The 13,516-nt window shown below is 44.2% G+C and carries 6 protein-coding genes; all 6 read right to left on the reverse strand.

Annotated features, from left to right (window positions below; translation table 11 throughout):
* Window positions 1-5: 5 nt before the first annotated feature.
* The 6 genes from IM792_RS02080 to IM792_RS02105 all read right to left on the reverse strand — a co-directional run bounded on the left by IM792_RS02080 (window position 6) and on the right by IM792_RS02105 (window position 13,368).
* A complete protein-coding gene (locus IM792_RS02080) occupies window positions 6-1,628 on the reverse strand; it encodes a RagB/SusD family nutrient uptake outer membrane protein (protein ID WP_194100014.1) in 1,623 nt (540 codons plus the stop codon).
* A 12-nt stretch (window positions 1,629-1,640) separates the two neighbouring features.
* Window positions 1,641-4,985, reverse strand: coding sequence for a TonB-dependent receptor (locus tag IM792_RS02085; protein WP_194100015.1), 3,345 nt, complete (start codon window positions 4,983-4,985; stop codon window positions 1,641-1,643).
* Between the two features lie 275 nt (window positions 4,986-5,260).
* Window positions 5,261-6,223, reverse strand: coding sequence for a FecR domain-containing protein (locus IM792_RS02090; RefSeq protein WP_194100016.1), 963 nt, complete (start codon window positions 6,221-6,223; stop codon window positions 5,261-5,263).
* A gap of 70 nt (window positions 6,224-6,293) precedes the next feature.
* Window positions 6,294-6,884 (reverse strand): RNA polymerase sigma-70 factor, encoded by a 591-nt coding sequence (locus IM792_RS02095; protein WP_194100017.1) that lies wholly within the window; start codon window positions 6,882-6,884, stop codon window positions 6,294-6,296.
* A gap of 146 nt (window positions 6,885-7,030) precedes the next feature.
* Window positions 7,031-11,857 (reverse strand): chemotaxis protein CheB, encoded by a 4,827-nt coding sequence (locus IM792_RS02100; protein WP_228084890.1) that lies wholly within the window; start codon window positions 11,855-11,857, stop codon window positions 7,031-7,033.
* Window positions 11,854-13,368 carry a GAF domain-containing protein gene (locus tag IM792_RS02105; RefSeq protein ID WP_194100018.1) on the reverse strand — a complete coding sequence of 505 codons (1,515 nt, stop codon included), beginning with the start codon at window positions 13,366-13,368 and terminating at the stop codon, window positions 11,854-11,856. The genes IM792_RS02100 and IM792_RS02105 overlap by 4 nt, the downstream gene beginning before the upstream one ends.
* Window positions 13,369-13,516 lie beyond the last annotated feature (148 nt).

A 13,516-nucleotide genomic window follows, 5' to 3' on the forward strand; every position in this document is an offset into this window, starting at 1 on the left:
TAATGTTACCAGCCCTGGTTTTGACCAAGGTTAGGATTAAGCGCGCGTTCATCCTGCGGAATAGGCCATAGGTAAGCCCTGCTGGCATCAAACCTGCGCTCGTTAGCACGTATGTAACCATTATCAACATTGACAGGGCCAAATTTGGCACCATGTGCCCAGCCGTTCAGTACATTTTCGGCGGTCCGCCAGCGGCGTATGTCGAATATGCGCAGGCCTTCCATAGCAAGCTCAACCCTACGTTCGTTACGTACAACGTTACGCTGGTTTGCTGATGGGTTGAAGTTGATAGCCGCGGCAGCGGTAAAACCCGCACGTTGGCGCAGCGGCTTTATGGTTTGATCCCAAACGGAGGCATCCATCTGGTTAAGCTCCGTTTTGGCCTCGGCATACATTAAAAGCACATCGGCATAGCGTATCATGATCAGGTTAAGCGCCGCCTGGAAGTTGGTACGCGATTGCGGATCATAATATTTACGGGTGTAATAACCTGTGGGTGACGCGATACTGCCTGAACGATACTCATCAGGCGCGCTTTGATCAGGATCGGTGCCCGGTTTGGTATAGATCACCTTGGTGGTACCATCAGGCAATTTCCAGTTAAACTGATTGTATACCACTGTATTGGTTAATCGAGGATCGCGGTTGGTATACGGGTCATTCTCATCATAACCCGAACCGGCATCGTTTATGGCGCTGCCATTCAGCATCAGGTAGCTGTCAACAAGTTCCTGAGTAGGGGCAAGAGCATTAAGACGACCACCAACTGATAGGGGTGCCATATCATAAAAGGTTTGATATTCCCTGTCAATAGTTACGTAGCCTATATCATAAATAACCTCGTTGTTATACTCATTTTGAGGCAAAAACAATCCCTCGTAAGATGTGAACAGGCTGTACGTACCGTTGGCATTGCTGTTCATCAGCTTTTCGCATTCGGTAATTACATCGGCCCAACGGTTTTGGTACAATAATACACGGGCTTTTAAAGCAATGGCTGCGCCTTTGGTTAAACGTCCTTTATCAGCAGCCTGATAGGCGGTGTTCACCGGTAAAGCGGCGGCGCTCTCGTCAAGCTCCTTCAGGATGAATTCAATAACCTGATCTTTAGGTGTGCGGCTTACCGTCTTGGTTTCTTCAACCGTAGGATCTTTGCTGAAAAGGGGCACATCACCAAACCAGGTGGTAAGGTAAAAGTAATGCCATGCACGCAGCACACGAGCCTCGGCCTTCATGCGGTTCTTGAGGTTTTCATCCATACCTTCAACGCGGTCAACATTCTCTAAAAAAATGTTGCTGGTTTTAATACCTGTATAGTGATAGCCCCACTCGCTTTTAAGCCTCGGTAATGATGGATCATAAGTGCCGGCGGCTAATGAGGCTGCGCCATCGTTATCACCACGACCGTTAAAGGCATTGTCAGACAGGCCTTCGTTGTAAAAGAAAACACTGCTGTTAAATAATTGTGAATAGGCGGTATTTAATACGCTGTTGGCCTTGGCGGCGCTGGTCCAGTAATTCGCGTCGGTAAAATTATTGGTAGGCACCAGGTCAAGCTTTTTACATGCTGATAATACACTTACCAGTATGATCAAAAATGCTGTTTTTGTTAGTTGCGATCTTTTCATATTGGTACTTTATTAAAGGGTTAAATCAATACCTAAACCATAATAAACCGGTAGTGGGTAGCTACGGCCGCTGTTTGCGCCGCCAACACCACGTCCGTTATCAAACTCGGTTGATTCCGGGTCGATAAAGCTGATGCCCGATATGGTGATCAGGTTTTGGCCTGAGAAATAAGCACGCGCTTTTTTCATACCTATCTTTTGCGCTATAGTGCTCGGTAGGGTATAACCGAACTGTACATTCTTTAAGCGAACGTAAGCGGCGTTATATAAATACAGGTCAGACCCGCGACGGAAGTTGTTGGTGTTCGACTGGCTGCCGTTTGCCGCAAGGCGCGGAAACTCGGCATTAGGGTTTTGCGGCGTCCAGTAATCCAGCTGATGCTGGTACATCACCTGCGAGTAGTTGAAGTGGAAAGGCTCTATCAGCTCGCCACGTAAAAACATGCTGCGCATGCCAACACCTTGTAAAAATATACCCAGGTCAAATTGTTTGTAGCTGATGTCATAGTTCAAGCCAAACGTGTAGCGAGGTAGCGGATTGCCCAATACAAACTTGTCGTTTTCGTCTATTACGCCATCCTTATTTACGTCAACATAACGTATATCGCCCGGTAATACGCTCAGGCCGGTTGGTTTGGGGCCGTTGTTAACCTCGTCCAGATTTTGGAAGTAGCCATCGCGTTTGTAACCAACGTATGAGTTGATAGGCAAGCCCACCTTAAGCAGCACCTGCATTTCATCATAGCTTGAAATTTGCTGACCGCCTTCAAAGTATAATACCTTGTTCTTTGAGTCGGCAATGTTAAAGCTTACTACATGCTTAAAGTTTTTGGTGCTTTTACGATAAGTAGCGCTAAACTCCCAGCCCCTGTTGTTAACCTCGCCCGCGTTAAATGACGGCAGCCCTGCGCCGAAAGTACCCGGAACAGCAGGTGGGATCAGGATATCGCGGGTGGTTTTGTTAAAGTAATCAACTGCGAAGCTAAGCGCGTTTTTAAACAGCGTAGCCTCGAAACCAATGTTAAAGGTAGCCGCTCTTTCCCAACGGATATCAGGGTTGGCAATATTAAAGCCCGTACCCGCTGTTGGTGTATTGTTGAACGAGTAGCTGTTAGGTATATTGAAGTAAGTGGTTTGAAATTGATAGTTACCCACATTCTGGCTCCCCAACACACCGTACGATCCACGTATCTTCAGATCACCAAAACGTTCGCGGTAGCTTTCCATAAATTCCTCCTGGCTGATACGGTAACCGGCAGAGAATGATGGGAAGAAAGCGTTACGGTTTTGTTTAGCGAATTTTGATGAGGCATCAACCCTGAAATTGAATTCACCATAATACTTGTTCTCATAATCGTATGATACACGACCGAACAGCGAGTTAAGGCTGCTCTCGTTAGTATTACCCAGTGTGCCGTAAGTATTAGCTTCATCAATTTCAGTACCGTCAACCGGTGTACCCAGTTCAGGGTCGGTTAGCTTATAACGCAATGCAGTGCCCCGGTTAGTAACCGATTCGTTGGCGACACCTACCAATAAGCCAACACTATGTTTTTTGGCGATCAGCTTATTATACTCCGCGATCAATTGCGTATTCAGGAACAGGTTTTTTGAGCTGATATCATTCGTATTACGGTCAGCACCATAGTTTCCTTTTGGTAAAAAGTCAACACGCTGTATACGCTCAAGGGTATGGTAGCTACCCAGGTTAGCGCCAAATACACCGCGTACCTTTAAATCGTTGGTAACGGCGAATTCAGCGCTCAGGTTGGCGGTTATTACGTCGTCATCAAACTTACGGTAGCCACCTTTTTCTAAAATACCCAGCGGGTTAAATTCAGAAAGTACATCGTTGGTTAGGTAATTACCCTGAGCATCCTTTATATCATAATATGTAGGCGTACGACCGGCATCCACTATCAGTGTACCTGTACTGTACGAGTGCTCCTTACGGTCGGTACGGCTATAGGTCAAAATACTGGTAAGCTTTAGTTTACCAATCTCGTTGGTTAAGTTGATACGATAGTTATAGCGTTTGGCACCATAATCAGGGCCCACCAGGTTGCTGCGCTGATCAAGCAGACCGGCTGATACCAGGTAGCTTGTGGTGGCATTACCACCGGTGATGCTCACATTATGGTTTTGCTGCATGGCATTTTGCAAAATGGCATCTAAAAACCACTCGTGGTCGCCCTCTTGCTCAAACTGGCGTATCTGTGCCGGGGTATATACAGCAGGTAAATTGGCATTAACCGCGGCCTCGTTACGGAGTATGGCGTTCTCATACGAGTGCACGGGCTTATACGTCATGCGTGGCACTTGTGTACCTACCAATCCGTTGTATGTTACCGTGGCTTTTGAGTCTTTTTTACCTTTTTTGGTAGTGATCAAAATAACACCGTTTGCCGAACGTGAACCGTAAATGGCCGCGCTACCTGCATCCTTAAGTACTGTGGCCGTTTCAATATCTGATGGATTGAGGTTGTTGATAGCGCTCACATCCTCGTTAATAATACCATCAATAACCAGTAGCGGCGAGTTGTTGTTAAGCGTACCCAAACCACGTATATTGATGTTTGGTGTTTGGCCCGGCTCCAGGTTTTTTTGCTGGATGGTTAAGTTAGGCAATGTACCCTGCAAGGCTTGTATAGCGCTTACGGCAGGCTTACCCTCAATAGCCTCGGAGGTAACCTGATCAATAGCGCCAACCACGCTCGAACGTTTTTGCGTACCGTAACCTACAACAACCACTTCGTTAAGGGCGGTTTGTTCGGGTGCCAGTTTTACGTTTATGGTGCTCAGGCCGTTTACCGCTATTTCCTGCTGGGCATAGCCAATAAACGAGAACACCAGTACAGCATCGGCAGGCGCATCAATGGTGAACATGCCATTACTATCGGTAACAACGCCTATGGTTGTACCTTTTACCTTTACGGTTACACCGGGTAGGGGGAAATTAGTATCGTCAGTAACCTTACCTGTAACCTTTGCCTGCTTTACTGATGCCTCCTGCATGCCCGGCAAAATGGTTTGGGCTGATGGTTCACTTATCACAATAACATCGCCAATAACCTTGTAACTAAGGTTAAACGGAGCCAATAATTCGCTTAATACGTCGCGCACGCTTTTGCCTTGTACGTTAAACGTAACCCTGTAGCTTTGTTTAAGCACATTATCGGTATACGCGAAACGGATCTTATTATCGGCAGCTATCTTTTCGAGCGCGTCGGTAAGCCTGGTATCTTTAAGTTTAAGCGTTACCCGCGATTCTAAAAATTGCTGCCCGTAGGAGCTGTCTGCAATGGCGGTTAGGCACATAAAGCAAACAACAAAACAAACAAGCGAGGTAATTTTCATTAGAATTAGCACATGACGAATCACTCCATTATAAAACAGAGATTTATTCATAATTTTGAGAAAATTAAAGTGTTAGAAACTAAAGTGGTTTGCTACGAATTGCACCTCTGACGCAAACACACTTATTATTAACCTGCATTTTTGATTTTTTCCCTGTGCAAATCCGTTTGTACAGGGTTTTTTATTTTTTTTTAAGTAGACTCTTGCTTCATAATCTGGTTTTTTAAGTTTACAACTGGTATAGTACAGTTTAATTTATTGGTCGGTAAAATAAACTAACACCCCTTGCCCTTTAGGTGATACACAGTACCACTAAGGGTGGCCTTACCTTTAACAAGGCGGGCAATAACGGCCATAATATCTTTAATAGGCACATTGGTAAAATCTGCCGATATGTTACATGCGGATAGGTTGGCATCAGCACGAATGCTTACTTCAAACTCACGGTTCAGGGTTTTGATAACTTCGGGCAGGGCGGTATTCTTGAATATCAGTTTACCTGACTTCCAGCTGTTAAGCAATGCCATGTCAACATTATTATTGCGATCGATAGAACGGTTGTTCTTATTATAGGTAATACCCTGTGCCTTGGTAAGATAAATAGCATTGAATGACAGGGTGCTGCCCTCGGCAGGTACTACGCCAACCTTGCCGCTTAACACATCAACATGCAGCAGCTGGTCATCATCATAAGCCTTAATATTGAAACTGGTGCCCAATACATGAGTTACAAGCTCGCCGGTGTGCACAATAAATGGTTTATCGGCATCGTGCACCACATCAAAAAAAGCCTCGCCGGTTATGGTAACTTCCCGCTTTTCGCCTCTGAAGGTTTCAGGATAACTGATCTTGCTGCCCGCGTTAAGCCATACCTTTGTACCATCGCCCAAAACAATGTTGGTTACACTACCGCGCGCCGCTGATACCTGCATAGTATGCACCGGTGCCACATAGTTCAGAATATCGTAACGGAAATAGTAGGATACGGAGATAAATACCGCCAGTATTGACGCGGCCACCATCCAGCCGGTGTATGCGCGGCGTTTGGGCACTTCGGGCACGGTATCAATGGTACTTAATATATTGGCATAAACCCCTTTGCTGTCAAACTCGGCATCGTGCGCGCCGGTTTGCACATCGTCCAGATCAAGGTTTTGAAAATACTTCTCCACCAGTTTTTCCTGCAAACGATCGCTATTCACCCTGCCGGGCTCATTAGGTTTATTAAATCTTCTCATTGGGTTTACATATTGTAGGATGCAGAAAAAGCATCCACCCCCTAAAAGAAAATGAAAAAAAATTAAGAGGTTAAATTTTGTCCTGTAATAGTACTACCAATACAGCTAATGGCAGATAGTCGGTAAGGCCGGTACGCAGGTACCGTAGGGCTATGGTCATTTGGTTTTCAACGGTTTTTACTGAGATATTCAGTTTTTCAGCTATCTCTTTATTGGATAGATACTCCTTACGACTGAGCAGGAATATTTGCCTGCACTTTTCGGGCAACCCGGCAATACCCTCGTCAAGTAGGCGGGCAATATCATTTTGCATCACCTTGCTATCCGTACTGTATTGCTCCATCATCCTGTCGATGGTATCAATATCAATCGTAGCTTTTTGGGTGCGTATATAAACCAGCACCCTGTTTTTAATGGCCACCTTTAAATAACCCGACAAGCTACTGATGTGCAATTGGTGCCGCTTGAACCAAATATCGGTAAATAACTCCTGTACCAGATCCTCGCATACATATTTGTCCCTGAACAGGTTATAAGCCACATGAAACACCTTGGCCGAGTACCGGGTATACAACATCTCGAACGCAGCCCTGTCATCGAGCTTGAGTAACTCCAATAATTTATCGTCGGGCCACAATTGATGTTGCGTAGCTTGATACATATTAAATTAGATGCAAACAGATTTGCTAATTGGCTTATAAAGATTAAAGCAAACAAATCTAATCAAAATTTAAACTTATATGCAATAGCTGTTTAGATCGCAAAAAGAGTGATAAGGTGATCGGGTTTAACCTGAGATATTGTTCATTATTTTTTAGGCAAAGTAAACCAAAATGTACTTCCTTCTCCCGGTGTGCTCTCTATGCCAACCTGGCCGGAATGCCTTTTGATGATCTCTGAACTTATATATAAGCCTAAGCCTAAACCCGAAAACTTCTGCGATGATTCCTGCACCCTATAGAAACGGTCAAAAATAAAGGGCAGCTTTTCTTCAGGTATGCCAATACCAAAATCTTTAATTTCAACTTTTACCGCATCGTTAGTGATACCACAATTAACTACCACAGTTTCCGCGTCAGGTGAATATTTAATAGCATTGGTCAAAAAGTTATGTACTACCTGTTCAATCCTTTGCCTGTCGCCGTTCATTAATATCTCGTCGCCGGGTTGAAAAATGATCTTATGCTTTATGCCTGAGCTTTTAATATCTTCAATACATTCCTTTAGCATCTCTACAATGTTAAATTCCTGGTAGTTAAGTAACATTTTCCCTTCTTGGATCTTTGTTACGTTCAACAGATCGTCAACCAGGTTTGTTAGTTTTTGCGTTTGATGATTAGCACGGTCAATAAAACTGGTTAAATTATTATTTGTACCCGTTTTCTTGACCATTCGCTCAACTATCTGTAGCGAACCTTTCATGCTGGTGATAGGCGTTTTTAATTCATGACTGGCAATGCTCATAAATTCATCCTTACGCCGCATTAGTTCTTCGGTAGCTATGCGTCCGCGTACAATTTCGGTAACCTCGTAGCCAAAGAAAGCGATGCCATCAATATACCGGCCATCAAAATTATAAACAGGGGTGAGCGTAATGTCCATCCAGCATTTACCAAGGCGGCGTTTTGAATTTTTATCAATGCTGATCTCGATCTGTTTTCCCTCGAACGTTTTTCCGGTGTCAAATACTTCCAGCTCCAGCTGCCCGAAATCCAGATCATCAGCGGTAAATACCAATTTTGTATGCTCGCCTATAGCATGGTCAGGACCAAAGAAATCGGCATAAGCTTCATTCACAAATTCGTAGGTTAATGCACGTCCTCGTTTTATGGCGATCAAAGCTGGCGCGTGACTGAAAATATTGGTAAATTCTTCCTGCTGCCTGTTAAGCCTTGTTTGCAGTTCGGCCCGTTTCTGTTCTGCTTCCTTCTGTTTGCTAATATCAATGATATAGCTTACCGCGGTCATATTATCGTCCTGCTCTAACAGTACCGAACCCATCAGTACCGAAACTATGCCACCATCGCGCTTAATGTATTGCTTCTCGAACGGTGGGCACAGCTTATTGGCTTTGAGTTCTTGTACAGCCTGATAACTTACGGCCATATACTCCTTTGGTGTAAGTTTTGACCAATCAAGTTCTTTATTCTCTAACTGATCGCGGTCATAGCCCAGCATATCCAAAAACGCGTCGTTCGCTTCGTGGATGGTACCATCCAGATCGGCGAAAACCATACCGATCATGTTTGATTCGAAAACCTTTTTGAACTTCCGTTCACTGCTGCTCAGGCGCTTTTCGGTTTCAACCAATTTGCTTATATCGATGATAGAGCCTACCAGCCTGTAAGGAGTATTAAATTCATCCTCGAGGATGCTTGCACGATCTAAAATAACGGAATAACTCCCGTCGGCTTTTTTAAAGCGGTATTCTGCCGACCAGTAAGGTTCGTGGTTATTGATGGCATCAAAAATGCCTGACTCTATGCGCTCGCGGTCATCAGCATGAATGTGATCGAACCAATGCCCAACAGCCTCGGTATCTACCGATATCTCGTAACCGAACATAGAGGTAAAGTTATCGCTCCTCCACATGGTGTTGCTCACCAGATCCCAATCCCAAATGGTATCATTAGTAGCTTTTGAAACAAAGTTGAAACGTTCCTCACTTTCGCTTAGCTCACGGGTTCTTTCACGCACTTTTTCTTCGAGGCCGGTATTCAATTCACGCAGGCTTTCGCGGGCTTTTACCAGTTCACTGTAATTGCTTCTAAGTTTTTGTTCGGCAACTTTGCGTTTAGTAATATCATTCAGGCTTAATACAAAGCCATCTATCATTTTACCCAACACCAACTGGTGCCATTGCCCATCAGTTACCTGTAGTTCAGTTATAAAAGGCTCGTTATTGCTTAGCAGCTTAGCTATGTTGGTCGCGTTAATGATCTTAGCCAATTGCGGGAAATCATTAAGGGTAGGCTGGCGCAGAAAATCATCTGTTGATTTTTTGAATAATTTTTGAGCCGCGCTGTTATGGCTAATACAATGATATTGTTTTTGAGCACCATCCTTACTCTTGATCTCGGCAAAGGCGAGTATGGCGGCCGAACTGGCGTTGTAAACACCGGCAATCATGTTATTAAGCCGGGTAATAGCTGTTATATCAATAAAGGTTATAACTACGCCATCCACCTTGCCGCCCTTTTTCAGGTAGGGCATAATACGCATCAGGTTGTTGGTGCCGTTGTTGAGGGATACTTCCTTCTCTATCACGGTATCGTTAGCCAGTACGTTATGAATATCGTTGTTTAAATTATCGTACCGGATATTATTGGACAGGTGATTGATAGGTCGCCCGATATCTGATTCGATAAGGTTAACCATATCGATAGCTGCCGGGTTAAACTTACGTATGTGCAAATTGGCATCAATAAATATCTGGCCAATGGTTGTGCTCCTGAAATAGTTATCCAGATCCTCGTTCAGCTCAATAAGCTCACGTATCTTTTGCTGATGTTCTGTATTCAGCGTATGTAATTCCTCGTTGAGTGATTGCAACTCCTCATTGCCCGACTGTAGCTCCTCATTGGCCGACATGAGCTCCTCGTTAGAGGATTGTAATTCCTCGTTAGTCGTTTCCATTTCCTCAACCACCAGTTGCAGGTTAGATCGCGACTCGGTCAAGGCGGTTTCCATCTCTAACAGGTATTCATCCTGCGAACTCATGTGGTCAACTTCGGCCGGTAAGAAATTTTTAACCGGGGTTTCAACCGACAGTTCGTTCAATATGATAAGCGTGTAACCGTGAGGTGTTTGATCATCAGGTGGTTTAATGGTCATCTGTACGTTACTATCGTTGTTCATAGTACCGGTAATAACCTTAACCTTGCCATCTTTCCAGGCTTTGCGTATGGTTGTGCTCAGCAGGATAGATATTTCCCTGTTAACCATGTTCAGCAGGTTCAGCTCCAGTTTCTTTTTAGGCAGGGCCAAAAAATTTGAGAATTCACCCAGAGTTTCCTTAATGATAAAGGTTTTATCAACAAAAACAGCAACGTAGCCCATCTGCTCAATCATCAGGCTTTGGAATTCATCCGCCGTAGTGCGTTTCTGCTCCGCCTCTTTGATCGCCGTTTTTTTAGAAACCGGTGGCACAGGCAATGATGCCGTGGTGTAGCTGTGATGCAGGTTATATTTGATATTCCCTGACTTTTGATAGATCTTTTGCTTACTGTTGATCTCCCGCAACCCTTCCATAATGCCGGTGGCGTTTTCGCTTGAGCCTAAAAACAAATATCCCTGTGGCATCAGCGAATAATGAAAAGTGGTCAGTATCTTTTGTTGCAATACGGTGTTCATGTAGATGAGCATATTGCGGCATGATATCAGATCATTCTTGATGAACGGCGGAGATTTGATCACGTTATGCGCAGCGAAAACGATCATCTTACGTATCTCGGGAATAACCGAATAGGTATTGTCCGAATTTTTGATAAAGTATCGCGTCAATATATCATCATCGATCTCTTTAACGCTCGATGCAGGGTAGCAATTTTTTGAAGCTATGCGGATGCTTTCCTCATCAAGGTCCGTAGCGAATATTTTAACCTCAAGATCGCGGCGGCTGCTTTTCAACGCCCTGTCAAAAAGTATAGCGATGGAGTATGCTTCCTCACCGGTACTACAGGCGCATACCCAAACCTTAATGGTTTGGCCATCTTGCTTTGAAGCGATGATGGCGGGGACAATATCATCTTTAAGCTTGCCAAAAGCCGGCTGATCCCGAAAGAACTTGGTAACACCGATCAGGAATTCTTTTGCCAGAATTTTAGCCTCGCCGGGTTTTTTCTGTATGTATTGCAGGTATTCGTCAAGGTTAGCAACATCGGCAGCAATAAGCCTGCGGGCAATGCGCCTTAATATTGTTGGTGTTTTGTAAAGGTTGAAATCCTGACCGGTTTGCCGTGAAACTACATCGAATATCTCGGTAAGGTGCTCATCTTCAAAAAGCTCCTTTTCCAGCTCGGGTACATGTTCCTGGTTAACGTAGTTATATATCTCGGCATGCATATTAGCCGGCGATAAAACATAATCGGTATTACCGGAGGCAATGGCGCTGTTGGGCATACCATCAAACTTAGCGGTTGATGGCTCCTGCGCTATAACCATACCACCACATGCCTTGATGGCCTCTATACCTTTACTGCCATCTGTACCCGTTCCGGATAGAATGATAGCTATGGCTTTTTCCCGCACATCAGTTGCTAAGGTGGTCAGGAAGGTATCAATAGCCGTATTGGGCGATTTATCTTTAACCTTATCAGCAAGCCTAAGCTTGTGATGGCGTATGGTCATGATCTTTTTACTCGGAATAATGTATACGCAGTTCTGTTCCAGGATCATGTTATTCCCGGCTTCCATCACCTTCATGTGCGTATGTTTGGCAACCAGCTCTACCAGCAAGCTTTTATAATCCGGAGATAAATGCTGTATAACAACAAATGTGAAACCGGAGTTGGGCGGCATATGATCAAAAAACTCATGTATAGCCTCGAGGCCGCCGGCAGAGGCGCCGATCGTTATGATATAACGATCGTTGATCTTTGAATCATTACCTTCCTTAATAACTTCTATACTCAAAACCTATCCTTTTTGGTTTGGAATTCATAAATAAAACCCCTCATTGTTTCAGCCACAGCTAATTCCTGCTTGGTCCACGGTAAAGATGTATGGTGCACCGTTTGTAACCATAGCTTGAACGAATTGCGGGGATGATAATTTTTACCATCCAGCTCAAAATTTATCGCCTGGTCAGGATTACCGCCCCATTTTATCTCTTTTTTTACCTCACTGCGGAAACAGATGATAAAATCACCCTTTTCGGCGTCGATAGGTAAAACCAGAATACCGCTTGAAACAGCTGATAACGGAATGGCATCTTCGTATATTTCCGGCAGATGGTCTGTCGCGAAAACGCGGTTGATGTCCTTCGTCTGGAGCCACAAAATCAGATTGTCAACAAATTCCGTATCCGGAATGTTTTTATGAATAGTAAGCTCGCCATCAATGATACATAAGGCCCCGTCGGCGCTTAAAACATCAGTAACGCTGGTTTGTGTATTTGTTAAAAGGCCTTTGGCAATATCATCCTCGGCATAAACCTGGGCCATAAGCAGGGTTTGCTGTTTTTGTAGCTCGGTTTCAATATCAGCTTCCTGTTTATGTAATAATGATTCTATCCTGGCCGATATGATAGATGATAGTAATTCGCATACCGAACATAACTCTAAACTTAAGTGCCTGGCCGCAATATGATGGCAGGCAATTAAGCCCCAAAGTTGGCCATGAAAAATAACCCTGATAGACATTGATGCCGTTACCTGCATGTTTTTCAGGTATTCGAGGTGAACAGCCGCCACGCCACGTATATTACAGTCGGAAAGATCAGTAAACGTACGAGTTAGTGGGTTAACTATAGGGTAGAGGCGTACAGGCTGGTATGATCTGTCGGGAATTAAGCGGTAAGGATTTTTCAAGTACAACTGCCTTGCCTGCTTCGGAATATCCGATGCCGGAAAGGTATGACCGAGGTAGTGTTCCAGTTGATCCGTTTTATCCTCAGCTATTACTGTGCCGTTCCAATCTTCATCAAAGCGGTACATCATCACACCATCAAAGCCCGTTATCTTACGTGTTTCGGCAACGGCTATGCGGCTCACTTCCTCAACGGTGTTACAAGCTTCAAGGCGGGCAATGGCTAATTTAACTTCCTCAAAAGCTTCTGTAAATACGCGGTCGGTACCGGTTTTCTTTTCCATTTCAAGTACGATATGGTCGTCTTTATAATGGATAAGTATCTCCATAACCTGCCCGAATAGCTCAAAGGTCATTGGTGCCTTTGCCTGTACCGGGTCAGCCAATCTTTGGCGTAGTTTTTCCAGCTGCGCGGGTCCAGTTAATTCAGCCAGATTTTTACCCGCCAGTTCTTTGGGTGTTAAATTGGTCAGGTCAGCTAAATTTTCACTGCATTGAATTATCTGAAGGTCATTAGCCCGTACTATAAGCAGGTAGCCATAATCCTGAACAACGTTAATATGATTTAAAGGCAAACTGCCACAGAAATCCGAATCGTAATTTTTTCTTTCCATCATAGGAGTTTATCAAAAACTGCTGACCGGAAAAACTCGGAACATAATTTCGGCAAAAAATGGATCAGTAGCAGATGAGATCGCTAAAATAGAATAAAATGATGAGCAATCAGCTTAAAGAATATAATAAACAGTTATAACAACTAAATGG

It is taken from the genome of Mucilaginibacter sp. JRF (assembly GCF_015223065.1).
GTDB lineage: Bacteria > Bacteroidota > Bacteroidia > Sphingobacteriales > Sphingobacteriaceae > Mucilaginibacter.

Bases quoted from the DNA above. Each gene is read 5' to 3' on its own strand.
- IM792_RS02080 (WP_194100014.1), bottom strand. From the start codon at position 1,628: ATGAAAAGATCGCAACTAACAAAAACAGCATTTTTGATCATACTGGTA.
- IM792_RS02085 (WP_194100015.1), bottom strand. From the start codon at position 4,985: ATGAAAATTACCTCGCTTGTTTGTTTTGTTGTTTGCTTTATGTGCCTA.
- IM792_RS02090 (WP_194100016.1), bottom strand. From the start codon at position 6,223: ATGAGAAGATTTAATAAACCTAATGAGCCCGGCAGGGTGAATAGCGAT.
- IM792_RS02095 (WP_194100017.1), bottom strand. From the start codon at position 6,884: ATGTATCAAGCTACGCAACATCAATTGTGGCCCGACGATAAATTATTG.
- IM792_RS02105 (WP_194100018.1), bottom strand. From the start codon at position 13,368: ATGATGGAAAGAAAAAATTACGATTCGGATTTCTGTGGCAGTTTGCCT.